At 41.7% G+C, this 23230-nt stretch carries 20 protein-coding genes; 9 read left to right on the top strand and 11 right to left on the bottom strand.

Annotated features, from left to right (window positions below; translation table 11 throughout):
* Positions 1-6: 6 nt before the first annotated feature.
* From JWG45_RS01890 to JWG45_RS01880, 3 genes are all read right to left on the bottom strand, one after another.
* Positions 7-3444, bottom strand: a complete 3438-nt coding sequence (locus JWG45_RS01890; protein WP_205278090.1) for a helicase-related protein — start codon at positions 3442-3444, stop codon at positions 7-9.
* A 462-nt stretch (positions 3445-3906) separates the two neighbouring features.
* A complete protein-coding gene (locus JWG45_RS01885; RefSeq protein WP_205278089.1) occupies positions 3907-4461 on the bottom strand; it encodes a hypothetical protein in 555 nt (184 codons plus the stop codon).
* A 525-nt stretch (positions 4462-4986) separates the two neighbouring features.
* Entirely contained in the window at positions 4987-5592 is a 606-nt protein-coding gene (locus JWG45_RS01880; protein ID WP_205278088.1) for a TetR/AcrR family transcriptional regulator, read from the bottom strand.
* A gap of 156 nt (positions 5593-5748) precedes the next feature.
* On the opposite strand from JWG45_RS01880, the gene JWG45_RS01875 reads away from it, so the two are divergent.
* From JWG45_RS01875 to JWG45_RS01850, 6 genes are all read left to right on the top strand, one after another.
* A complete protein-coding gene (locus tag JWG45_RS01875) occupies positions 5749-6612 on the top strand; it encodes an SDR family oxidoreductase (protein WP_205278087.1) in 864 nt (287 codons plus the stop codon).
* Between the two features lie 91 nt (positions 6613-6703).
* The gene (locus tag JWG45_RS01870; RefSeq protein WP_205278086.1) at positions 6704-7315 is read left to right on the top strand and encodes a DUF1326 domain-containing protein; all 612 of its coding nucleotides are present in this window, start codon (positions 6704-6706) and stop codon (positions 7313-7315) included.
* Positions 7251-8102: a DUF2182 domain-containing protein gene (locus JWG45_RS01865; RefSeq protein WP_205278085.1), complete on the top strand. Its 852-nt coding sequence runs from the start codon at positions 7251-7253 to the stop codon at positions 8100-8102. Before JWG45_RS01870 ends, JWG45_RS01865 begins: the two co-directional genes overlap by 65 nt.
* Before the next feature lie 366 nt (positions 8103-8468).
* Positions 8469-9524 (top strand): class I SAM-dependent methyltransferase, encoded by a 1056-nt coding sequence (locus JWG45_RS01860; protein WP_205278084.1) that lies wholly within the window; start codon positions 8469-8471, stop codon positions 9522-9524.
* 808 nt (positions 9525-10332) lie between these two features.
* On the top strand, positions 10333-10809 hold the full coding sequence (locus tag JWG45_RS01855) for a hypothetical protein (RefSeq protein WP_205278083.1): 477 nt from the start codon (positions 10333-10335) through the stop codon (positions 10807-10809).
* A 180-nt stretch (positions 10810-10989) separates the two neighbouring features.
* Positions 10990-11355, top strand: a complete 366-nt coding sequence (locus JWG45_RS01850; protein WP_232380463.1) for a DoxX family protein — start codon at positions 10990-10992, stop codon at positions 11353-11355.
* A gap of 392 nt (positions 11356-11747) precedes the next feature.
* Here the strand turns inward: JWG45_RS01850 and JWG45_RS01845 are convergent, their stop codons facing one another.
* Entirely contained in the window at positions 11748-11957 is a 210-nt protein-coding gene (locus JWG45_RS01845; protein WP_205278082.1) for a hypothetical protein, read from the bottom strand.
* A gap of 242 nt (positions 11958-12199) precedes the next feature.
* On the opposite strand from JWG45_RS01845, the gene JWG45_RS01840 reads away from it, so the two are divergent.
* Complete coding sequence (locus JWG45_RS01840; protein WP_205278081.1) at positions 12200-13696, top strand: ABC-F family ATP-binding cassette domain-containing protein; 1497 nt, start codon at positions 12200-12202, stop codon at positions 13694-13696.
* Between the two features lie 181 nt (positions 13697-13877).
* On the opposite strand, the gene JWG45_RS01835 is transcribed toward JWG45_RS01840, so the two are convergent.
* Positions 13878-14315: a carboxymuconolactone decarboxylase family protein gene (locus tag JWG45_RS01835; protein WP_205278080.1), complete on the bottom strand. Its 438-nt coding sequence runs from the start codon at positions 14313-14315 to the stop codon at positions 13878-13880.
* Between the two features lie 134 nt (positions 14316-14449).
* Positions 14450-15109 (bottom strand): TetR/AcrR family transcriptional regulator, encoded by a 660-nt coding sequence (locus tag JWG45_RS01830; RefSeq protein WP_205278079.1) that lies wholly within the window; start codon positions 15107-15109, stop codon positions 14450-14452.
* Between the two features lie 140 nt (positions 15110-15249).
* Here JWG45_RS01830 and JWG45_RS01825 point away from each other — a divergent pair, with 140 nt between their 5' ends.
* Positions 15250-16638: a flavin-containing monooxygenase gene (locus tag JWG45_RS01825; protein ID WP_205278078.1), complete on the top strand. Its 1389-nt coding sequence runs from the start codon at positions 15250-15252 to the stop codon at positions 16636-16638.
* A 43-nt stretch (positions 16639-16681) separates the two neighbouring features.
* Here the strand turns inward: JWG45_RS01825 and JWG45_RS01820 are convergent, their stop codons facing one another.
* Positions 16682-17038 (bottom strand): MerR family transcriptional regulator, encoded by a 357-nt coding sequence (locus JWG45_RS01820; RefSeq protein ID WP_205278077.1) that lies wholly within the window; start codon positions 17036-17038, stop codon positions 16682-16684.
* Positions 17039-17218: 180 nt separating this feature from the next.
* Here JWG45_RS01820 and JWG45_RS01815 point away from each other — a divergent pair, with 180 nt between their 5' ends.
* The gene (locus tag JWG45_RS01815; protein WP_205278076.1) at positions 17219-17650 is read left to right on the top strand and encodes a nuclear transport factor 2 family protein; all 432 of its coding nucleotides are present in this window, start codon (positions 17219-17221) and stop codon (positions 17648-17650) included.
* A gap of 320 nt (positions 17651-17970) precedes the next feature.
* Here JWG45_RS01815 and JWG45_RS01810 read toward each other — a convergent pair whose 3' ends face one another.
* The 4 genes from JWG45_RS01810 to JWG45_RS01795 all read right to left on the bottom strand — a co-directional run bounded on the left by JWG45_RS01810 (position 17971) and on the right by JWG45_RS01795 (position 23176).
* Positions 17971-18837, bottom strand: a complete 867-nt coding sequence (locus tag JWG45_RS01810) for an SDR family NAD(P)-dependent oxidoreductase (protein WP_205278075.1) — start codon at positions 18835-18837, stop codon at positions 17971-17973.
* Positions 18838-18995: 158 nt separating this feature from the next.
* Positions 18996-19757, bottom strand: a complete 762-nt coding sequence (locus JWG45_RS01805) for an ABC transporter permease (RefSeq protein ID WP_205278074.1) — start codon at positions 19755-19757, stop codon at positions 18996-18998.
* Positions 19754-20689, bottom strand: a complete 936-nt coding sequence (locus JWG45_RS01800; protein WP_205278073.1) for an ABC transporter ATP-binding protein — start codon at positions 20687-20689, stop codon at positions 19754-19756. The genes JWG45_RS01805 and JWG45_RS01800 overlap by 4 nt, the downstream gene beginning before the upstream one ends.
* Before the next feature lie 114 nt (positions 20690-20803).
* A complete protein-coding gene (locus tag JWG45_RS01795) occupies positions 20804-23176 on the bottom strand; it encodes a SpoIIE family protein phosphatase (RefSeq protein ID WP_205278072.1) in 2373 nt (790 codons plus the stop codon).
* Positions 23177-23230: the final 54 nt, after the last annotated feature.

Below are 23230 nucleotides of genomic sequence, written 5' to 3'. Positions count from 1 at the left end.
GTTCTCCTAAAGAAAGATTGTAAGAATTCTTTTTCCTATAATCTCGTCTCGTTTATAGATTGTACCTCTGAGCGTTGGCTCGGAGATGATATGATTGTCATAAAAATCCGCTAATACTTGTGCGAAATCCTTGTATTGAACCGATGAAACTGACATGTCCGGATTGATTCCCATTTTTTTAAATTGGTTTCGCAGATACGTTAGTTGCGCGTTAGAAAAGGGATGTCTTCCAAAAATGTCTCGTATCTCTTGAACGATCTCGAGTCCGTTTCCCTTTAATCGGTCCATTTCCGAAATAAAAGTTTCATCTTGTTCTTGAAATGTCAGACTCTGTTGCCCATTTTTTTTCAAAATAGAATCAATGATCGCTATTACGAGGCTTTGTATTTTCGCTTTGATCTGTCTAAGGTTCCTTCCGGCGGCGCCCGGTTTGAATCTGTTCTTTCTTTCTTCTAAAATCCGATTGAATTCTTGATCTGCCTTGTTTTCCAATTCGTTGAGTTGAATCGTTCTTGAACCTTGCATCGACGAGTTCGATGAAATTGTCGCATCAATAAATGGATATGGGAACTCTTCTTTTAGCTCGTCCTGCGAAGAGAGAATCCAATGTCTGGAAAGAAGGTCTTTATGGTTTCCTCTTCGTCCAAAAATTTCGTATAATACGTATGCCGCGTTCGGTTTTTCGCTAAAAACCGTATAGTAAGAGCGAGTCTGATTGGTTTCGGGTATTATATCAAAGTCTTCTGGTCGGATCCGATTTTTTACTGCGGAAAATTGCAATCGAGAGCGGAAATGATCTTCCTCAGTCTCTCCTTCGATTCCGTTAAAGACACTTGTCTTGTGTGATAGGTCTTCCAATTCATCTACGGAACCTGCGTTGCGAATGGTTTGGATTTCTTCGCCAATTTCACGAACGTCGATATGTTCGTCTTCACTAGAAAGGATCGCCATTTCTTTTCCGAGAAGGATTGCAACTTGTTCCACTTTGGATGATAGTATATCCAAGAGTTTTAAAAAACCGTTTAAGACTTCGTCATCGGGGGTCATATTCAAAACGGTGACTCGATTTTCCGATCCGATACGATTGACTCGGCCGACTCGCTGAACGATTCTCATAGGATTCCAAGGGAGATCAAAGTTAACCAATAAATCAGCGTCTTGCAGATTTACACCTTCTGCAAGTACGTCCGTAGCGATTAGAACGTCCAATTCGTCCTCGGGAGAGATCTCAGCTCTTTGTCCACGCGGCGCAAACCTTGACAATTTTTGTTTGAGCTCTGGGTCGCCCGAAGTAACCATTTCGATTCTAAAATTACCTGGACCGGATTCCGTATTTTTTAAATGATATTCAAGGTATTTTGCCGTATCTTTATATTCAGTAAACGTCATGCACTTTCGAAAACGAGCGGACTTAAGTGTTTGGACAAAAGTTCCTAATTTCGGGTCCACTAAACTAATCGGTTTTTCGGGATCTTTTTGAAGCGGTTTCAGATGACGTTCGATGAAGCTACTAATTTCTAAGATGTCATTTTCTATCCAAGATCGTACTTCTACTGCAGTAAATTCCAGCGTAGAATTTTTCTCATTTTCTTCCTCATCGGATTCGGACGGGTCTTCAAAAAGGGGAGACGATTCGTCGGACTCGATGATCTCGGATTGTAATCGGTATCGATTGTATTTTCGAAGTAGGTCTTCAATCGAATCGCCTGATTCTAATTCTTTAAGGAGCTCTTTTTCCTTCTGAATAATATTGAGCAAAGAAGTATAAAACGAATATAAACTGGATTCTATTCGTTTATATAGAAGCAGAACATATAAATAGGAGAGGGTTTTTCCGGCCTTCGGGTTGGAAAGGATGATATGAGGAAGATGAAGCTTTTCCAAAAAACTCCCGAGTTCTTTAAAAATATCGTGATGATTGCTTAAATAAGAATAGTTTAATCTTTTTACCTCAGGGTCTTGAAATTCTAATGCTTTTCCTGCAACTGTAAGATTCTTATAATTCTTTTTGATTGAAGAACGCATTCTCAATAGCATAATTCCATTTAATAAATTTCTGATTTCTTGAATGGATTTTTGAAATTCAGCATCGGAACTTAAACTGGAAATATTTTTCTCGGACTTTAGGGATTTAATTTTTTCGTGAAATTTATCAAATGCGTTCGGACTAAAACCTGCCGCGTATAGTTTCGCATCGGTCGTGCATAAATTGACAAGGTTTTGTAAGTCTCGAATCGAATTGTTAAACGGAGTTGCTGTCAATAATAAGATCGCGGATCTCTGCGACAAATTTTGAGGCTGTAGTTTCCGTAAATTTTGATACAACAAAGTATCGCGGTTTCTTGCACGATGGGCTTCATCTATTACTATGAGACCGAATTCTTTCCCTGCTTTAAAAGTCTGAAAATCGTCCTCCCTTTCTTGGCTTAATTTTCCTTGGGAAAGAAATTGAACTGAATCCGATTCTGGAATATTAAAATATGTTTCTAAGGTTTCTTTCCATTGGGGAATCAGCGTAGGTGGCGCGACGATCAGAACTCGATTTTCCTTTTCGCGGAAGCGTCGAATCACTTCTCCTGCAGTAAATGTTTTACCTAAACCCACAGAATCGGAAACGATTGCCCCTCCTAAAATTTCAAGCTTTCCTAATACGTTTTCAGCACCAACTTGCTGAAATTCCGCTAATAAATCCGTTTTTTCTAATCTATCCTTGGTAAGTTGGCCTAAGTAATGTTGAATTAGAAATAGATAGAGCTCAAAAGGGGAAAGTGCGATGGAAGATGGGCGATCATTTGCTCGTCCTCTGCGCTCCGCATCAACGATTTGTATTAAAGACTCATTTAAGTCTACGGTCGAAGAATCCCAAATTTTCTCAAACCAGTTGAGAAGATGATCATAATGAAGTTTGTCGGAATTCGTCAGGTTGAGTTCTCGATTATCCGTAAAGCCTGATTCGCTAAAATTAGAAGAACCTACGATAGAATGGTAATGTGTTCCGTTCTGAAGACTCAATTCCGCTAAGTATGCCTTTGCGTGGAAAAAATCCTCAGTATACAATTTTATGTTTAAAATTTTGCGTTTTAATAATTCTAAAAAAAATGTTACGTTTGTTAAATCTCGGCCTGCAATATCTGATTCAATTTGTCCTATAATATCTCGAACCTGATCATCGGCACTCAGCTGATAGCCTGCGTTCAGTAATTTTGCCGTATATTTATCTGTCCTAGGACTCATAATGATTCGGATTGAGTTTTCCAAGATCGAATCTAAGTTTTGAAATCTCGGATTCTGTAAAAGACCGGGAGCAATCAAATCAAAACCGCTAAAATAAAAGTATCCGACTGCCGCGTTAATATTTTTTGCGTATGGCAGGAGGAAACGATTTAGGACCGTTGCAAGTTGTGAGTCTTCGTTGTTATTATCAATGATTGCCGGAAATTCCATAAGTTAAAACGTAGAATTTCCTTTTAAGTTAAAGATACAAATCATGATTCATCGTTTGTAGAAATTTTATCAAATCGTCTTCCGGCCCTCTCTTACGACTCAATCTGGCTTCGCAATCCGGATGGAGCCACAATATCAAATCTATATCTTATATGTCAAATAATAGAAAGTGAGTGGCATGCAATTATAGGACTCAGTTTTTTTGTGTCACGAATGAGTTTGTGAATTTTAGTCTGACAGTTCACAAAGCAAATCAACTCACGTTCTCCCTTGAAACTCTTCCAAGGATTCCTCTCCACGGGTCATAAAATAAATTTGAACGTTTGAAATGCGCTTAGTAGGATAGATTTTCGTAATATAGCCAAGTCCATCGGCTGATCGAAACGAGAATTCTAATTGAAATCAGCGCTCAAATTTCTTATGGAAAATGGAGGCCGATTTCAAAAGGAGATATTTTATCTTTTACTCATTCTCGTCTAAAAACGGGACGCAGTCGTGATACTTTTGTTTGCATTCGTCTGCGGCGATCGGATCTTGCGGAAAGTTTTTTTCGCAAGCGGCTTCCAAAACGATTCCGCTCAAAAACGCTCCGGCTTTTTTCTGAAAATGGTGGAACTTGCGAAAATTTTTCTCGCAGTATGACTTCAATTTCCGATTCTTTTCCAACAGAAGTTTAGAAAGTAAATTCTCAACTTTCGGGTCAGTCTCCGCTAATTTAGAAATGGAAAAAACTCCGGATAAAACCTTTTCTTGACCACGAATTACGTCATACACGATTGATCCGTCTTGTCCTATCTCATCAAAAAAGGTTCTCAGAGAAATCGAATTCTTCCCCTTATCCACCAAGTCCAAAACGGTTTTTTCCTCTTCGTTGTTTGAAGTATAAATCTCAAGGAAGAAACCTTTGGAAGGAATACTTCTGATTTTTTCACCTTCCGATGATTCTATTTTTTCATAAGATTTTTCATTGTTGTCGCTCATGAGACGAAATGGAAGGGTAGGCAATTCTAAAAGCATAAAGGGAAACCAAAGAGGTGACGTTAAGAGAAACCACTTAACTCCTTCGCTTCCCTTACCAAAAACTTTAAATTTATCGATAGTCTGTAATCTTGTTCCGTACGGATGGAATCCACGAGATTCATTTTGCGGACGTTTTTTCTTTCGATCCAGGATCGAACCGAGAACGTAAGTTTTTCTCCGTTGAGCTTCATCTCTAATGAATTGGCTTCCGATTCTTCTGCTGTTGTTTTGTCTTCCAAAACTTTGGTCGCAACTACTTTCTCTCCTTTTGGGAACACAGTAAAGCAGGATTGAAAAAGAAAAGCGCGGTTGAAACAATAAGAATTCTGATTTTAGTTTGAGTGAACATTGCCTTGACAAGGTTTAATAAATTAGAATGAAGGCAACGACTTTTTAGAATCTGTTTCTTTGGAAAACGTTAGGCGCAGTCCGGCTCATTCTATTTTACTAATAAACAAAGAGATATTCTTGTATACGAATAAAAAAGAATCGGGTTTTTTCTCCGTTCTTTACTCCTCCAACTCACACCCTTCCATAAAACTTCCCCAACATCAACAAGCTCTCCTGAAACTCTTTCAGATATTCTTCTCTCCCCGTCATAAAATAAACTTGGATCGAACCTTCATAAAGAATTACAATTCTTCTAACGAAGGATTGAATCTCCGTTTCGGATAACGTATCTTTTTTTCCGGTGGTGGAGTTTCGAAGATAGGAAGAGAAAATTTCCTCCCAATCGCAAACGACCTCGCGGATCTGGCGATTTGCATCGGCGAATTGTTTTTCTTCGAGAGAAAGAGGGGAAGAGAATGTCTGATTCGCAAACATCGCAAAAGGACAACCTTTGAGACGATCGGCCTTTGCTTCTTTGCGTAACAAAACAACCCAAGCTTTGACCAACTGACTGAAGTCGGAATAACGACTCGTCAAAGCACGAAAGAGTTCCGCATTTCTTTCCCTTCGAAGGCGAAGGTATTCCAAACCCACGTCTCCTTTTTCTCGAAAGTATTTGTAAAAACTTCCTTTGTGAACTCCCGATCTTTCCAGGAGATCGTTCACGCCCGTGTTTGCAAAACCCCGTTCGTAAAAAAGTTCGTCTGCGGCTTGGATGATTTTTTCCCGAGTTTTCATGAAATTCCCCGATTTTGACCGATTTCTCGTTCATCTTCTAAATTCTCCCTAAAAGGGCATTAAAAAATAGACGCATTTGTCTATTTTTTAGTAGACGAATTCGTCTACTTCTGAAATCTAAAAGTAGACTTAAGCGTCTATTTTTGAGGGTGGAATATGAAACGAATCTTGGTTCTGGGAGCTACGGGAAGTTTAGGAAAATTCGTGATCGAAGAATTGCGGAGACAGGGGTATTGGATTCGAGTTCTCTCACGATCTCCTTCTAAACTGAAAAGTTTGAACGCGCCTTTCGACGAATCGGTATTAGGTGATCTTTTCGATCCTCAGAGTCTGAATTCCGCTGTTTCAGGAATGGACGCGGTCATTTCCTGTGCCGGGGCGAGTCTCGATCTTAAGAATTTTCAAGATAAACATACCTTCGAAGAGATCAATTTTACCGGAAATCGAAACGTTCTTGATGCGGCAGTTCGGGAACGTGTCTCCAAGTTTATTTACGTCTCTTTTTTGCGCGTGGAAGGAATTCAAAAAACGGAATACATTCAGAGTCACGAGAAAATTTCGGAAGCGATCCGAAATTCGGGGCTTCGTTTTACGATCGTTCGACCTACGGCGTTCTTTTCCATTCTTCTTAGCTTTTTGACGTTTGCAAAAAAGGGAATCGGAGTCGTCCTCGGGGAAGGAAAGGTAAGAATCAATCCCATTCACGAGCAGGACGTAGCAAGAGCGGTGGTGGAGGCTCTGAAAATCGATTTAGAAGAAATGAATATCGGTGGTCCGGATATTTTCTCGAGAGACGAGATCACGGAACTCGCTCTTCGAGTCGCAGGAAAGGATCAAAAGCTTTTTCATATACCGATCTTTTTGAACCGAATCTTGATTCGATTTTTGCAACCTTTCAATCGGAGAATTTTCCAGTTTCTCCGTTTTGGGAACGTCGTTCACACATTAGACATTATAGGGCCGAAATACGGAATCAAAAGATTGGAAGATTATTTTCGGGAAAATTTTGAGTTGGTTTAGAATATTAGATAAAACTAAATCCATTTCCGTTTCTTCGTTTGAGAGCTTTGACTCTAATACGAGACGACGGACTTTGGAGAGGGAGGATTGTATGGGTCAGGAAAGAAGATGGTTTTTGGAAGGGGATTATTTCGAGCACTGTAGTTGTGAAAGTTTTTGCCCTTGTCTCTTGAGCGGTTTCAAAGCGGAGCCTACGTACGGTCATTGTCAGAGTGTGCTAGCGTTTCATATTAAAGAAGGTGAATGTTACGGAGTTCAGTTAAAGGATCTGAACGTCGCGATGCTCGTTCTTACTCCGGGGCCGATGGCGGACGTATCTTGGACTACGGGCCTTTATATAGACGAACGTGCAAACGAAGAACAGTTCGATTCTCTCTTTCGCATTTTTTCGGGAGAGATGGGCGGGGCTCCGGAGTATATGAAATCCCTTACTACAAAATTCTTAGGCGCGAAAAGAGTTCCGATTCAATACGAACTCAAAGGGGATAAGACGAGAGAACTGAAGATTCCGAATCTCGTGGACGTTCGACTCGAGTCGATCCGCGGACATCGAGGGAGAACCGTCTGGATCGACAACGTCGCTCACGTAGCGCAAAAGATTGCACCTGGAATCACAGCAAAAGCGACGGTGAAAGATTATGAATTCGATTGGGAAAATTCCGGTAAGAACGGATTCTTGGGACCCTTCCAATGGAAGGGTTAAGAAAATGAAAGCCTTTGGTAGAGTATTTCAGTATCGTTTGAATTTGGAGCAGATTGTTCTTTTGGGGCTGATGCTCGTGCTTCTCTTTGTTGCTTGGATGGCGATGTATGATATGTCCTGGATGCACTGGGGAGGAAACTATCACTGCGGAAAACATTCTAACACTTTCTCATTTATCTCGGGGATTCTCAATTTTTGCATGTGGGTTCTAATGATGGTTGCGATGATGCTTCCTTCCTTTTTGAAATCGGTCCTTTTGTTTACGAAGATGGATCAAAGTAAAAACCGGAGGATTTCTTTTTTCGGAATCGGAAATGGAATTTATATCGTCCTGGGTTATCTTTCTGCTTGGGCGGGATATAGCCTTTTGGGAACGTCGCTTCAGTTTCTTCTTTTGAGGTTGAACTTACTTTCTTCCAATCTTTCTTTTTACTCGATGGAATGGAGCGGGGGACTTCTCATTACGACGGGAATTTTTCAGTTTAGCGGTCTCAAAGACAAATGTCTTTCTCAGTGTAAATCTCCTCTTGGTTTTTTTCTCACCTCTTGGAAGGAAGGTGCGTTAGGCGCATTTCAGATGGGTTGGTCTCAAGGGGTTTACTGCGTGGGATGTTGTCTCCTTTTGATGGCTCTTATGTTCGTCGGAGGGGTGATGAGTCTTTCCTGGATGATCGGTCTTACCGTTTTGGTCTTGGCGGAAAAGTGGATCGACGGTAAATTTTCGATTCGAAAAACGACTGGAATCGCCTTGATCGGTTGGGGTTTGTTCTTATGGATATCCAAGTGATTCTGCAAGGAACACTTGGGATATTCGGAAAGAATCGAGCGTTCCTTAGTATTCGCGGCCTTCTTTTATCCTTATTGCCGTTTTAAATTCTAAACTCGGTATCGACTTTCATTCCTTGTGAGATATGTTTAATTCCGAATATTCTAAAAATTGAATTTATCTGATTTGTGTATAAATTGTTTGGATATTGAACTAAATTCAGGTCGTTTCCATTTTTGTTACGTTTGTTCCCTATATGGTTTTCATTTCGAAAAGCAATCAACGAAAAGAAATTGGGAAGATAGTCTGCCAAAATACTTAAGTAGAGGATACTACTTTGAGTTTTCACGTAACCAATATTGAATTAGAATTTAAGGACAGATGATTATGACATTTGATCAAACGAAATTAGAGCAAATCGTTGGAAAAATTTTCGGCGAAATTTCCGCCGGATATAGCGGTGCGCTTGTGCTCATGGGAGAGAAGTTAGGTTATTATAGAGCTCTTGCAAAAGGTCCTCTAACCTCGTCTGAATTGGCTCAGGCTACCAATACAAACGAACGTTATGCGCGCGAGTGGTTGTCTGCTCAGGCTGCCGCGGAATATCTTCAGTATGATCCGGCGGAGAAAAAATTTTCCATCTCACCGGAGCAAGCCATGATCTTTAATAATGAGGACAGTCCCGCTTATTTGATGGGAGGATTTTACGGTATCTCCGCGATGTATGCCGCCGTTCCCAAGTTGGCGGAAGCATTTCGAACCGGAGAGGGTGTTCCTTGGGGTGATCAGCACGAACATATTTTCTGTGCAACCGCTAAGTTTTTTAGACCTACCTATCTTTCTCAGCTCATTCAAGTATGGCTTCCCTCTCTTGAAAATGGTATGGTGGATAAGTTGAAGAAGGGTGCAAAAGCCGCGGATGTTGGCTGTGGTTTCGGTACTTCCACGATCATTTTGGCTCAAGAATTTCCGAATTCTCATTTTTACGGTTTCGACGCTCACGCTCCTTCCATTGAAAAGGCGCGCGAAGCAGCGCGTAACGCGGGTATTCAGAATGTAACCTTCGAAGTTGCGACCGCTAAGGATTATCCGGTTGGAGGGTATGATTTAGTTGCGATGTTTGATTGTCTTCACGATATGGGAGATCCGGTTGGGGCTGTCACACACGCGCGGAAATCCTTGAACAAAGACGGTTCCGTCATTATCGTAGAGCCTTTTGCACACGATCAACTCGAACAAAATTTGAATCCTATCGGAAGAGTCTACTATGCGGCATCGACTATGTTTTGTACACCTAGCTCCTTAAGTCAAGAAGTGGCTTTAGGTCTGGGTGCGCAGGCCGGTGAAGCTCGTCTACGAGAAGTTGTTACCAAGGGTGGTTTTAGCCGATTCCGTAGAGCCTCTGAATCTCCTTTTAACATCGTCTACGAAGCCCGTAATTAGAAGGATTGATTAGCCTAGCCATCCGGAACGTTAGTCGAAATTTGCCGGCTTGGCTCAGGTTTCTCTTTAGACAACTAAGAGCGAAGTCATCTCCTCTTTCGAATCTTCCGCATTTGAACGATAAGCGTCGTTGGATGAGGGCATAACCTTACTCACAAGTTGAGAGGGGATATAGCGAGAATCGTCCCGAGGAAAAGAATTTGTCGGAGTTCCTACACAGGGATTTGTGCTTGCAAGATTAAAATTTTGTGATATAGGAAAGTCCGCCGTGGTTTTTTCCACCACCCGCCCCTCCACCCGAAAATCGGGCGGGGCGCGCGACTTTCATGGGGGACGTCGTAGTTCCGACAGATTTTCTTCCGATCCAGATAACTTCTTGGTAAGGTTATGGATGGAGTGGAAGGGCCTTTTTTTTATTCGGATTTTAGCATCTCGATTTTATTTCAACGCGAGTTTTGTAAGAATCGATCCTCGAGGCTCCGGTCTTATCTTGAGCCGCTTCGAGGATCGAATAAACTCCGTCCGATATATTTTCTATTTTCGATCTCTTGATCGATGCGGCGAATCTGAAAAATTCTTTCGATTCAATCTTTAGGCTCCATTATTAAGGTTTGTTTCTGTATCAGGCGGCACTGATTCCAAAAGGATTTTAAATGTGAAAAAGTTGTGTCTTTATTCTTGAATCGAATTCGATTTGGTCTCTAAAAAATACAAAACGATTTTTGAATATAATAAAAACAAGTAATGTTCGTTCTATAAAATAACGGACTGCGCGAGTAATGATGAAAAACATCGTAAGGATAAATCTATGAATGTAGATCGAAAAAAGAAGTATTTAGCCGTGCTGATCGCGTTATCAGTTTTGGTCGGTTGCGAATCGAGAGCCTCCGGAGAATTGGGCCGGGAAGGAAATTCTATCCTTGCCTTGGTTTTAGAACCTTCCAAAGAAACGCCCAAGGAGTCTGTCGCTAAAGAAAACAAGCTGAGCGGAGCCGAAAAGAAAACGGTCGATAACAACCGCACAAAGCTAAACGTTCTTTCTGAAGAGCCTTCTCCACAAGCGGATTGTGTTACTAGTTGTGTCGTGTTCCGGCCAATGTTGTGTGATGCAGGTTATCAGCCTTTGATATGCGAGGTAACTTATTTTCCGGATAATGGTCCCCCGGTAAAAAAATATCCTCCGGCCGATTGTTTTAGGGGTAATAATCTTATCGAAGCATCAAAGAGCGCAAAATCGTATTATGCGTATGTTTTCTGTCGTGGTGACGGAGGAAAGGTTCCGTAAGATATTTTTTTGAGGTTGTGGCGGATTCATAGATTCTCTCTGGATCCGCTCCGACGTTTTCTTGGTTTCCGGGTTACGAGGTTTTTAGAAATTTTCCATCGGAATGTATTTATCGATAAGTCTGTAAAATATATTTCCTTTTTTAGCTTAACATACGATCCTTCCTCAATCGGAGATTTTATGAAAAAAATTCTTTTGTTTGCGATGGCTGTTTTTTACGTTTTTGCGGGCCTCAATCATTTTCTCAATCCGCCTTTTTATTTGAGAATGATTCCGCCCTATCTTCCTTACCATTCTCTTTTGAACTACGTGAGTGGAATTGCCGAGATCGTATTGGGCTTGGCACTCTTCTTACAACCGCTTCGAAGATTGGCAAGTTTTGGAATCATCGCGCTTTTGATCGCGGTCCTTCCGGCAAACGTCTACATGCTCCAAGCCGCGCTTTCGGGAACCGACTTTGGAGTTCCCGTCTGGGCTCTTTACGCACGTCTTCCATTTCAACTTGTTTTTATCTTTTGGGCTTGGAGCGTCAAAGACGTAGAATGATCCATTGCTCGGATGTTTGTCTTTACGGAAGAAAGGTTAAACGACGCTATGGCCGTCCCTTTTCGATTTGTTGAAACTTTTTTTGGGAAGTCATAGATGGTCTCTTTCCGCGATTCTTCCCGGTTTATTTAACCTTTCTCTCTTTCTTCCCCCGCGTTAGGGATTCGGAAGGCGCGTTAGCGGCCCGTGAAGGGCCGGAGCGAAGCGGAGCCTGGAGAAAGCCCGACCCACACGAATCGAAAATGTGGCGCCTTTTCTTTTTCGGACCGATTCTTTTATCATTAGAATTCGTGTGGGGAACGCCCAAACCTTATAAGGATAAAGGATTGCATTATAATATTAGAATATTTAAATCTTTATGAATCCCTTGAACGGCATTTTTGAGAACGAAATTATCTCCACGTAAGGAGAAAGCCGGAGATGTTAAGATTTTTATAGCGACTCAAATGTAAAAATTTTCCGCTTCTTTTTGTTATCTTCTCGCTTCCGTCAAACTCGTAGATCTTTTGTATATCATCGAAAGATAGCAAGGCTCTCGATGCGATCAATCTGTCATCCTGATCATTTTTATTTATCGTATTGTATTTTTGTTTGTTTTCCATTCTGAAAATCCTTTCCTTTTTTTCGAGTTCCGCAATCAAGTATTCATTTTCCTTTCTTTGAAAAGGGGGAAAGGGACTATTTTTGAGTGAAATACAGGGCTTCTCTATAAATTTGGCTAGAAAGGGCCTTCTCGGTAGGTTTCTTTTTTGTTTTTTCTTTCTCTTTGTTTTTCTTCGATCTTGTTTTCAGAAACTCGATCGGACGCGGTAAATTTTTTTGTTTCTTTGCGAGTATTCTTAAGATGATTAAAATTACAGGCCTGAATAAGGCGTTTACTTCGAAAGTTCTCTTTGACGATCTCAGTCTCACGATCAATCGCGGAGAAAGGGTCGGCCTGGTCGGCCGCAACGGTCACGGAAAATCGACTCTCTTTCAGATGATTCTTGGGACTGTGGAGGCCGATTCCGGTACGATTTCCGTTCCCAAAGGTTATAAGATCGGGCATCTCCAGCAGCATCTTCATTTTACAAAACCGACCGTTTTGGAAGAATGTGCCCTCGGTCTTCCGGAAGGGGAAGAATACGAAACCTGGCAGGTGGAGAAAATTCTTTCCGGTCTTGGTTTTTCCGAAGCGGATATGGAACGGAATCCCTCCGAGTTTTCGGGAGGTTATCAGATTCGGATGAATCTCGCAAAACTTCTCGTCTCAGCTCCCGATATGCTCATGCTCGACGAGCCGAACAACTATCTCGATATCGTTACGATTCGTTGGCTGGAAGAATTCCTTAGAGAATGGGAAGGCGAAATCATATTAGTAACTCATGATAGAAGTTTTATGGACGCAGTCGTAACTCACACCGTTGCGATTCACAGAACAAAGGCGATCAAAGTTCAGGGTGATACGGAAAAACTCTACAGCCAGATCAATCAGTCCGAAGAAATCTACGAGAAAACTCGTCTGAATGAGGCTAAAAAAAGGAAGCAGGAAGAAATTTTTATCGCGAAGTTCAAAGCAAAAGCAAGCTTTGCGAGCCGCGCTCAGTCTCGTGTGAAGAAGTTGGAAAAACAAGGAGAGATGAAGGCCCTTGAACAGATCCAGGATATGGAATTGTATTTCAACAGCGCCCCCTTTGCCGCGAGTCAGATGCTTTCCGCAGAGGATCTTTCTTTTTCTTACGACGGCAAAGAACCTTTTTTGATCGAGAATTTTTCGATCAGCGTTGGAAATCGGGATCGTATTTGTATCATCGGTAAGAATGGAAAAGGTAAATCTACGCTTCTAAAGATGTTCGCGGGTGAAAACGTTCCCTCTTCTGGAACGGTCAAAAAACATCCTATCTTAAAAGAAGGATATTTCGGACAGACGAACAAACTCAATCTAAACGAGAATGCGACCGTCGTGGAAGAGATTATGAGTTCGGATAAGTCCTGCACGGAATGGCAAGCGAGAAATATCGCTGGCGGTCTTATGTTTTCCGAAGATCAAGCCCTCAAAAAGATTAAGGTTTTATCCGGTGGTGAAAAAAGTCGAGTTCTTCTGGGTAAAATTCTTGTAACTCCTTGTCATCTCCTCTATCTGGATGAACCTACCAACCACTTGGACATGCAATCTTGCGATTCTCTCATCGAAGCCATAGACGAGTTTGAAGGTTCCGTGATCATGGTGACTCACAACGAGATGCACCTCCGCGCCGTTGCGACGAAACTGATTGTTTTCGATAACGATACGATTCGGATCTTCGACGGTTCTTATGAGGATTTTTTAAACAACGTAGGCTGGTCCGACGAAGACTATTGATGAGGAGTTCCCACTTTCGTTCGGTTCTGCAACGATGTCTTTGTTTTAAAAAAGAGGGAGTTCCCACAAACCGGAAAATCCAATTTTTATGAGTCGTCTTTGCAGACGGAGAATTATTTCTAACGTCGGCAAAGTCTTCTTATCACATTCTAAAAAACAAAAGTTCTCACATAAAAAAACTTCAGTTTGCGTGCATTCTCGTGGCGATCGCGAGTCGATTCCAAGAGTTGATCGTGTTGATCACAAGGATGAGCGCTACGAATTCTTTTTCTCCGAAATGTTTTCTCACTCTCTCATAGGTTTCATCCGGAACTCCGACCTCCGAAATTTTCGTAATCTTTTCGGTTAATTCGAGAGCGGCCTTTTCTTTTTCGGAATAGAAAGTTGCTTCTCTCCATGCATCCAAAAGGTAGATCCTTTTTTCGGCTTCCCCCATGGCTCTCAGATCTTTGGTATGCATATCGATACAATAAGCGCAACCGTTGATCTGAGAAGAACGGATCTTAATCAATTCATAAAGAACGGGCTCGATTCCACCTTGTTTTGCAAAGTTTTCCATCTTCAACATAGCCTGTAACGACTCAGGATAAACCTTCGCGTAATTCAATCTGGTTTCCATAATATCTCCTTTTCTAAAAAAGAAGACGGGTCTCTTTCGGTTCTGTGACAAAAAAGAAGAATGTTTTGAAAATCGCAAAAACACTCAGATCAAAACGGAATCATAGAATAAGAATTTCGAAACAAGCGATGACGCTACTTCGACCAATTATGAAAATAAGAGATCACGGCGTTTGCGGCTTGGGCCCTCATCATCTTTGAAATTTTATTCTCTTGATAATAACCCCTTTTCATACACGCAAAAGCGATTTCCACTCCGAGCGTCGCAACGTCCGGCTTCTTGGGAAGAATCAAGGGAGAATCCAGATTTGCCAGTTGAACGCGAACTCCCTCACCGATATGGTCGATCGTAATCTCCTGAGCGAGATAGGCGTTTCTGCTAAAAGGACCGCCTAACACAAGCATGCTGGCGACCGGCGTAGAATCGTAATAATCCGAGGCCGCGTTTACCAAAACGCCGACCAATTTCTCCCATTGAACTTTCGGATTTTTCGCGCCCTTGGTCGCGAGAATCTCTCCGACTTTTGCGAGATGTCTTTCGGCGAGATATGTAAAAAGCGCATACTTGTCCGGAAAAAATTGATATATGCTCGCCCTTGGAATTCCGGAAACCTTTGCAATTTCCGGGATCGAAGTCTCTTCGGGGCCAATCTTTTCTAAAATTCTCTCTGCGGTTTCTAAAACGATCGCAACCCTTTGTTGGGAACGCTCCTGCAGAGGAACTCTCGACTTTGTCTGAGATTTTAGATTCTTAGAATTCGGATGTTTTTTTGTTTTTGATTTAAGGTCTAACATCTGTTATTTATAGTTTCTTTCCAAGGTTCAAAAAATTCTTGCGCTCAAATGAGAATTCACTAAGGTCTTTCGAAAATGTAACATTTGTTGGATTTGAGAATTCGTCAACGAATGTTCTCGGGAAAGTAAAGGAGAATTGGATGAAGCCGAATATCAAAGTTTGCGTAGTGGGAGCGGGTCCGAGCGGAATCGCCGCCGCAAAGAATTGCGTTCAATACGGATTGGAAGTGGTCGTTTTCGAAAAGAACGATAAGGTCGGCGGAAACTGGGTATTCAATTCTAAAACCGGACATTCCAGCGTTTATGAAAACACACATATCATCAGCTCCAAAGCTTGGTCCGAATACGAAGACTATCCGATGCCCGAAGACTATCCCGAATATCCGAATCATAAACAACTCCAAGCTTATTTCGAATCGTATTCGAAACATTTCGGAGTGTATAAAAAAATTCGATTCAATCATACGATCCAAAAGATTACAAGAATGGAGGATGGAAAGTGGAAGGTCGATTATTTGGACGCTTCCAAAAAGAAGAAGGTTGAGATCTTTGACGTTCTTATGGTCGCGAACGGACATCACTGGAATCCGAAATATCCGGAGTATCCGGGAAAGTTTACCGGAAAATTTATACATTCTCACGATTTCAAAGGAGTTACAAACGAGTGGAAGGGAAAAGACGTTTTAGTCATAGGTGCGGGGAATTCCGCGTGCGACGTCGCCGTAGAATCCGCGCGTGTCGCCAATACAGTAAAGTTATCGATGAGAAGTCCACAGTGGTTCTTTCCAAAGTTTCTCTTCGGAATGCCTTCCGATGTTTTTGCCGCGTTGACTCCGAGCTGGATTCCGTCCAAGATAAAACAATTCGCTCTGACCAAGCTTCTTCATATTCTCCAAGGACCTTATAAGAATTACGGTCTTCCGGAAAACACAACTTTGGCTTTGAGCCATCACCCGACCTTAAACTCAGATCTTTTGGATTTTATACGTCATGGAAGAATCAAACCGCGACCTGCGATCAAAGCTCTTCACGGAAAGGAAGTCGAGTTTGTAAACGGAGATAGAGAACACTTTGATATCATCTGCGCTTGTACCGGGTTTTGGACCACGTTTCCTTTTTTTGATAAGTCTTTCATCGATTTTCAACATGTGGAAAAAATTCCGCTTTTTAGAAAAATGATGCACAACGATTATAAGAATCTTTATTTTATCGGACTCTTTCAGCCCGTCGGTTGTATTTGGCCGATGGCGGATTATCAGGCCAAACTTGCTTGTATGGAAATATTAGGAAAGTATGAAAGACCAAAAGATCTAAAAGCCGCGATTCAAAACGAGATCGAACATCCGCATTTTTCATTCGGAGGAGGGCAACGTCACGCGGTGGAGGTCGACTACCACGCGTTTCGAAAGGAATTGAAAACCGAACTTTTGAAAGCCGGGATCGATATAGGCAAACCGCCCGGAGGAAATAAATCGCTCTACAAGGTTTATTCCAAGGTGGTTTCCCGGGAACCGGCTGCTTCTAAATAGGTTTTAAAAAACTCGTCTTCCACTTTTGAGGACGAGTTTTGTTCTAAATTTTCGGCTTTTTAGATTGTGTGAGCCGTTCAAATACCGAATTGACGGTTGCGATTCGATTTTCCACTTTAGTAGCCGCCGCCTCGAGAGTAAAACCCTCGTCCAAAAGTTCCTTAATCAATAATATTTTCTTTATATTCAAATAATCGTATCTTCTATTTTTTCCCTCTTCTTCCGTGACGGAACTGATAATTCCTTTTTCTTCCCAGTAGCGAATCTTTCGAATCGGGATTTGAGTGATTTCCGAAACTTCTCCGATCCCGACCACAAGTTTCCCGAGGATTTCTAAATCGATGTCCAAATCCTTCCGATCGGAATTGTTTTTATCTTTCAAATTGGAACTCTTTTTCATCCTTATCTACCTTCCGTCTCTGAATCGAGGTTTCTTTAGTCATCGGATCGCACTTTCCAGGTTTTTTAAAGAACAAAAAATTGAAGATTTAATGAAATAATTGTAGATTATCTGCAATTATTTAAACGGAAATAGTCTATATAATTGTAGATAATCTACAATTAAGGAGAATTAAATACAATGGAAAACACAAAAAAAAGCGCCGAGGTTGTGAAGAGCTTTTTCAACGCATTCGGAAAGGGGGATTTTGAGGGAATTTTAAGCCTTTTTCACGACGACGTTTCTGTCGTCGCGGTAAGAAATGATCCGGCCAGATCTGGTTTACACGGCTCCTACAACGGGAAAGAAGGACTTCAAAAATTTCTTACCAACTTAGGAACGTTTTTTGAAACAAAGGCGTTTTCGGTCGATTCGGTAATAGGAGAAGGAGACGTCGCATTCGCGAGCGGAAGTTTCGTCCACAAGTTGAAGACAACCGGAAATTTATTCAGCAGTGATTGGGCTTTGAAATGTATTATCAGAGACAACCGTATTTTGGGTTATCACTTTTACGAAGATTCCGCGGCTTTCGAAAAGGCTAACTTCTCTGAATCGAGGATGACTGAAGTTTGAATTTATTTTCGGTTCTTCCCAAAGGAAACGGACTCGTTGATCGATTGAGATCCGAATAAAAACATCCTTTTCTAATATTCAATCTTTCCAGAGAAGGGAAGGGCGGCAGGTTCGTTTTGAGACTTTATATGCATTGAACGAACCGTAGAAACGGAATTGAAGAAAAACGAGTGAGTTCGTTCCCTTGGTCGCACATTGGAAGGGATCCGATCAGTGGTCCCTTTTTTTGGGCAACGGAAATGTTCCGAACAAATTTAGGAGACAAAATCCATTTCAATTTTACGAGAACGATAATAGATTTTAAAAATAGAATCTATTATCTATTGCAAGTCGTCCGCCTTTCTACGATCCAATCTTTTTTGAGCCGATTTCAATTCTCCATCCGCAAGAAGTAGGGTCCATTCCGGAAAATGTCTCACTAGAAAATACTGAAGCCAAGAATCCCAAGTGGCGTAACCGATAAAACGTTTTTTGGGAAACCAGGAGAGGAACGCTTTGGAAACCTTCTCTACGGAATGTGTGGCGTTGAGAGCTGAACCCATTTCGATTTCTTTTACGAGGTCGGGTTTATCCCGGTTTTCCTTTACGAGCCCCGGCGTTTCAGTAGTAGGAGGAAGAAAAATTTTCACTCGAACGTTGTGAAGCATCATTTCTTGACGCAAAGACTGCGCGAATCCGGTAATCGCAAATTTGCTCGCGGAATAGGCTCCGTACCCGTAGATCGAAAATGTGGCGAGCATGGAAGAAATCAAAACGATATCTCCGGAATTTTGTTTTATAAAGTGATCCTGAAACGCTCGGATCACGTTTACGTGACCGAAAAAATTAATATCCATCAGATTTCGAAAATCGGACTCTTCGAGATCGTTTACCTTTCCCACCTTCGCATAACCGCTGTTACAAACCAACAGATCCAAACCGTTCAGAGTTCGGAGTGTTTTTTGGGCGGCCATGTTTACTTGCGAAATATCGGAGACGTCCGCCACTGCAAAATCGTAGATCGCGTCTTGAGGTCCGACCGTTCTAAGTTCCTTCACGGTTTCTTCGAGAGTTTTTTTACTTCTTGCCAAAATTACGATGCTGGCCCCATTCTTTGCGAACTCAAGGGCAAGACCTTTCCCTATTCCGGTCGAACCGCCGGAAATGAATATCTTTTTGCCCGAGAACGAAGTTTGATTTGCTTTCATAACGGCCACTTTTGAATTTAAACTTGGAAGCAAAAGCGACGAGATCGATCCCGCTCACTTTTGAGGACGTAGGAAAGCGAGAATTATAAAATCGATCAAGGCTTTTATTACATTCCCAGAAAAAAAAGAGAACGTAATAAAAATTGAATATTCTAAGATTATTTTTTGATCTTATAACCGGTTTTGAAAATCCACCAAACCAAAAGCAGACAAACGCTTAAAAAGATGGAGACCATTCCTAAACTTACGCCGACGCTCACGTCCGCAATTTCATAAAAACTCCAACGAAAGCCGCTCACAAGATAAAGCACCGGATTGAAAAGTGTAACCTTTTGCCAAAAAGGAGGGAGCATGCTAGCTGAATAAAAACTTCCACCGAGAAATACGAGCGGGGTAATAATCAACATCGGGATGATCTGAAGTTTTTCGAAACTGTCGGCCCAGATCCCGATGATAAAACCGAAAAGACTAAAAGAAATCGAAGTAAGAAGAAGAAAAAGAATCATCACAAAAGGATGTGCGATTCTCACGGGAACAAACAAGGATGCGGTCGCGAGCATAATCGTACCTAGAATTACGGATTTCGTAGCCGCGGCGCCGACAAAGCCTATCACAATTTCAATCATAGAAATCGGAGCTGCGAGAATCTCATAGATCGTTCCGGTGAATTTTGGAAAATAAATTCCGAAGGAAGAATTCGAAATACTTTCAGTCAATAAGGATAACATGATCAGACCAGGAACTATGAAAGATCCGTAATCGACTCCGTCCACTTTTTGGATTCGAGAGCCGATCGCGGAACCGAAGACGATAAAATACAAGGAAGTCGAAAGGACGGGAGAAGCGATACTCTGGAACAGGGTTCTCCAGGTTCTGGACATTTCAAAGATATAAATGGATTTGATTGCGTGCAGATTCATTCTGACTCCTTTACCAATTGGACAAAAATTTCTTCCAGAGAACTCTGAGTCGTATTCAGATCCTGAAACTCTATCTTAGCTTTTTTTAATTCTTGAAGAAGGGCGGAGATTCCGGTTTGTTTCGCGTGAGAATCGTAAGTATAAACGAGTTGTTTTCCGTTTTTAGAAAGCTCCAACCCTTTTGTCTTTAGAGTGGAAGGTAATTTTTTTAAACTCTGGCTGAGGTCGAGGATGATCTGTTTTTTTCCCAGTTTTTGCATTAGAATTTTCTTATCTTCCACTAAGATCAATTCTCCTTTGTTCATCACGCCGATTCTGTCCGCGATCTCTTCAGCTTCCTCGATATAATGCGTGGTTAGAATGATCGTAACTCCGTTTTCCCGCAGATTACGGACGATGTTCCACATATCTTTTCGAAGTTCGACGTCGACGCCGGCCGTGGGCTCGTCCAAAAAAAGAACGGCGGGTTCGTGCGAGAGGGCTTTTGCGATCAGAACTCTTCGTTTCATTCCGCCTGAAAGTGTAATGATCGTACTGTCTTTTTTATCCCAAAGAGAAAGCGATTTTAGAAGTTTTTCGATATAACTCGGGTTAGGCGCTTTTCCGTACAGACCGCGCGTAAAACTTACCGTCGCCCAAACGGATTCAAACGCGTGAACGCTCAGTTCCTGAGGAACCAGTCCGATCTTCGAGCGCGTAAATCGAAAATCAGTCAGAATATCCTTTCCGGCCACGTGAACAAAACCGTCGCTCGGATTTACGATTCCGCAGATGATTGAGATGAGCGTCGTCTTTCCGGCGCCGTTGGGTCCAAGTAAGGCTATAATTTCGCCTTCCTGAATTTCCAAAGAAACATTTTTCAACGCTTGGAAACCGTTCGAATACGACTTCGAAAGATTATTGATGGAAACAATGGAGGATTGCCGTTTCATACTTTTAATTCTTCTCTGACCTTGTTTAATACAATGGATAGAATGCCAAAAATAGCGGAACCTATTTTTCAGCCCAGCAGGATTTCGAAAAACTCATTAAGAAAGAAATTGCATTCATTCCCCTAACGTGATCGCAAGGAGAGTAAGATCGTCCGTTAATTCTCGAGATTCCCTAAAATGATAAAGACTTTTCAAATGAGAATCCAGAATTTCGGAGATCGGAGTCCGCGAGTTCTCGTGTAGATAAGAATGAAATCGTTCTTCTCCATAGAGCTGCATTAGATTCTTATCAAATACTTCGAAGGCTCCGTCCGAAAAAAGAAAAAGCCGAAATGGAGAATCGAATCGATACGATCGAGTCTGAAACTTCGCCGAAGACTTCAGGCCTAGGATTGGACCCGTTTTCGGCAATACAACCTTTGTGTTATCGGCAAGAATGATTTGTTCCGGATGTCCTCCGGAAGCGTAATGAATTCTTCCCGAATCCGGATCCCAGTCAAGAATAAAGGCGGTAAAAAGAGAATTCAGATTATGAAACATAGGATGGATCTTTTGATTCAATTGTTCTAATATAATTCCGGGTTGAGAATCCGTTTCCTCGACCGTATCGTAGTCTGCCTTGATCGCCATCGTCAAAAGGGCCGCTTGCGTTCCGTGTCCGGTTGCATCCGCTATAAAAAATCTCCAAGAGCCGTTCTTGGTTTTTCGAATGTCGTAGAGATCGCCTCCGATTGGTCCCATAGGAAGATATAAAACCGACCAAACAAACGGCCAATCCTGTGTATGAGGACTGGGAAACATGGACTTCTGCAATTTTTCAGCGGTATGAAGATCCGATTGAAGAAGGTTGAGAGCCCTGTCTCTCTGAGATTCCAGATTCTTTCTCTGAGTTACGTCTCGGATGATCAGTCCGATATACCGTTCTTTTTCGAGGATCCAGTGTGTGAGCGAAAGTTCTAAGGAAAATTCAGTATTATCTTTTTTTAAACCGATCAATTCTATCGTTTGGGAAGGATTGTTTTTTCTTCCGGATGCAAAAAATCTTCGAAATGCTTTCTTATGTTTATTCCGAATCCTCTCGGGAAGAATTCTTTCCAACGGAGAATCGAGTATTTCCTCTCCTTCCCATCCGAAAATTTTCACGGCTCCTTCGTTCCAAAAAAGAATTTTTCCGGATACGTCCGATACGAGTATCGCCTCCTGGATCGAAGCGGAAATTGCTCTGAATTTAACTTGAAGTTCTCGATTAAGAGAATCGGTAAACTTTAAAAGACTTCGATAGCGAATCGAAATCAAAACCGATTGGAACGCGATAAATAATAAGAAGGTGTAAGGTACGATGTAGGGAGTGGGGATCAATCCCAAACGAGAGAGGGTATCGTTCAAAGCTCCGATTAAAAGAAGAAGACAGGATATTAAGAACACGACGGAGCCGGTTCTTCTACGCAATGCCGCTTGTATCATTACAACAAAAACGACTAGGATAAGAAGGAACATAAAGATCAGATACGCTTCAAAAAGAGTTTCCAATGGTTTTCCCTGGAACATCCAAAAAATTCCGAGCATGAAAAAATTAGGAATAACGAATATACGATACGGTAAAGTTTTAAATTCTTTAGGAAATAATGAATGGATATAACTTAAAAAAACGGCCGCGAGAAAAAATAGACTTCCTTGATCGATTCTGAATTCGAGCAAGGGGGGGAAATCCGGGAAAGCTTCGAAGATATAATGTTCTTCGGTAAAAAAGATCCTTAAACCCAAGGTCGCGCAAACAAGGGAAAGATAAATGGAGGACGATTCCTCCTTTGTCAAAAGATAGAAAAAAAAACTCGAAAATCCGAAAAAAAGCAAGGCTCCAAACGTAAGAAAGTCCAGTTTTCTTTTTGTTTTATCAGTGTTCAGGATGGTTTCAAAATTTCCGAGCTCCGGGGTTCTTCGAATCCCGCCGACCGCCTCAAACCAATTCGAAATTTGTAATATGATTTCAAGAGGAGCGTTTTGGTTTTCAACGCGAAAGTGAACGATCGGTTTTCCTATTCTTCTTACTTCCGTTTCCGGATTTTGGGAAGGTCTTCCGAATTCCAGAAGCAATTTTCCGTTGATAAAAACCCGATACGCGTTGTGGATCTCATGAAACTTGATCGCGTATTCTCCAGGATCGAGGCCGACAACTTTGAGTTTGTAAGTCGCCGTACCGAACGCCTTGTTTTTGAAAGCAGGAAATCCGCTATTTCCCCAAAAACCGGGAACCGATATATAACCTGCGGCTTCCTTTTTTTCAAAACCTTCCTGAAATTCCCATTCTCCTTCCAGCGGAACGACCGTATTTTTTGCCAGCAGATCTTTTGAAAGAATCAAAACTCCTTCTTTCGCGGTCGGGCCCGATTCCTGGATCGGCTTGCAGTGGACCTGCCCAAGAATCCATCCGGAAATGGAAATCCAAAAAAAGAAATGTGGAATCTTTCCACTTATGAGCCGATTCATGACGGTCCTTCATAATATAAAAAGAGGGAATTCGCAATCTTTTTATAAATGAAA

It is taken from the genome of Leptospira ainlahdjerensis, assembly GCF_016919175.1.
In the GTDB taxonomy this organism is placed as follows: Bacteria; Spirochaetota; Leptospiria; order Leptospirales; family Leptospiraceae; genus Leptospira; species Leptospira ainlahdjerensis.
Note: the sequence above shows the minus strand (reverse complement) of the source record. Positions and strands in the feature narration are given on the sequence as shown.

What these genes read in the sequence shown, in the direction of transcription:
- JWG45_RS01815 (WP_205278076.1), top strand. Translation starts at nt 17,219, where the DNA reads ATGGAAAACACAAAAAAAAGCGCCGAGGTTGTGAAGAGCTTTTTCAAC.
- JWG45_RS01850 (WP_232380463.1), top strand. Translation starts at nt 10,990, where the DNA reads ATGAAAAAAATTCTTTTGTTTGCGATGGCTGTTTTTTACGTTTTTGCG.
- JWG45_RS01880 (WP_205278088.1), bottom strand. Translation starts at nt 5,592, where the DNA reads ATGAAAACTCGGGAAAAAATCATCCAAGCCGCAGACGAACTTTTTTAC.
- JWG45_RS01860 (WP_205278084.1), top strand. Translation starts at nt 8,469, where the DNA reads ATGACATTTGATCAAACGAAATTAGAGCAAATCGTTGGAAAAATTTTC.
- JWG45_RS01825 (WP_205278078.1), top strand. Translation starts at nt 15,250, where the DNA reads ATGAAGCCGAATATCAAAGTTTGCGTAGTGGGAGCGGGTCCGAGCGGA.
- JWG45_RS01890 (WP_205278090.1), bottom strand. Translation starts at nt 3,444, where the DNA reads ATGGAATTTCCGGCAATCATTGATAATAACAACGAAGACTCACAACTT.
- JWG45_RS01855 (WP_205278083.1), top strand. Translation starts at nt 10,333, where the DNA reads ATGAATGTAGATCGAAAAAAGAAGTATTTAGCCGTGCTGATCGCGTTA.
- JWG45_RS01830 (WP_205278079.1), bottom strand. Translation starts at nt 15,109, where the DNA reads ATGTTAGACCTTAAATCAAAAACAAAAAAACATCCGAATTCTAAGAAT.
- JWG45_RS01835 (WP_205278080.1), bottom strand. Translation starts at nt 14,315, where the DNA reads ATGGAAACCAGATTGAATTACGCGAAGGTTTATCCTGAGTCGTTACAG.
- JWG45_RS01800 (WP_205278073.1), bottom strand. Translation starts at nt 20,689, where the DNA reads ATGAAACGGCAATCCTCCATTGTTTCCATCAATAATCTTTCGAAGTCG.
- JWG45_RS01865 (WP_205278085.1), top strand. Translation starts at nt 7,251, where the DNA reads ATGAATTCGATTGGGAAAATTCCGGTAAGAACGGATTCTTGGGACCCT.
- JWG45_RS01845 (WP_205278082.1), bottom strand. Translation starts at nt 11,957, where the DNA reads ATGGAAAACAAACAAAAATACAATACGATAAATAAAAATGATCAGGAT.
- JWG45_RS01875 (WP_205278087.1), top strand. Translation starts at nt 5,749, where the DNA reads ATGAAACGAATCTTGGTTCTGGGAGCTACGGGAAGTTTAGGAAAATTC.
- JWG45_RS01810 (WP_205278075.1), bottom strand. Translation starts at nt 18,837, where the DNA reads ATGAAAGCAAATCAAACTTCGTTCTCGGGCAAAAAGATATTCATTTCC.
- JWG45_RS01795 (WP_205278072.1), bottom strand. Translation starts at nt 23,176, where the DNA reads ATGAATCGGCTCATAAGTGGAAAGATTCCACATTTCTTTTTTTGGATT.
- JWG45_RS01870 (WP_205278086.1), top strand. Translation starts at nt 6,704, where the DNA reads ATGGGTCAGGAAAGAAGATGGTTTTTGGAAGGGGATTATTTCGAGCAC.
- JWG45_RS01840 (WP_205278081.1), top strand. Translation starts at nt 12,200, where the DNA reads ATGATTAAAATTACAGGCCTGAATAAGGCGTTTACTTCGAAAGTTCTC.
- JWG45_RS01820 (WP_205278077.1), bottom strand. Translation starts at nt 17,038, where the DNA reads ATGAAAAAGAGTTCCAATTTGAAAGATAAAAACAATTCCGATCGGAAG.
- JWG45_RS01885 (WP_205278089.1), bottom strand. Translation starts at nt 4,461, where the DNA reads ATGCTTTTAGAATTGCCTACCCTTCCATTTCGTCTCATGAGCGACAAC.
- JWG45_RS01805 (WP_205278074.1), bottom strand. Translation starts at nt 19,757, where the DNA reads ATGAATCTGCACGCAATCAAATCCATTTATATCTTTGAAATGTCCAGA.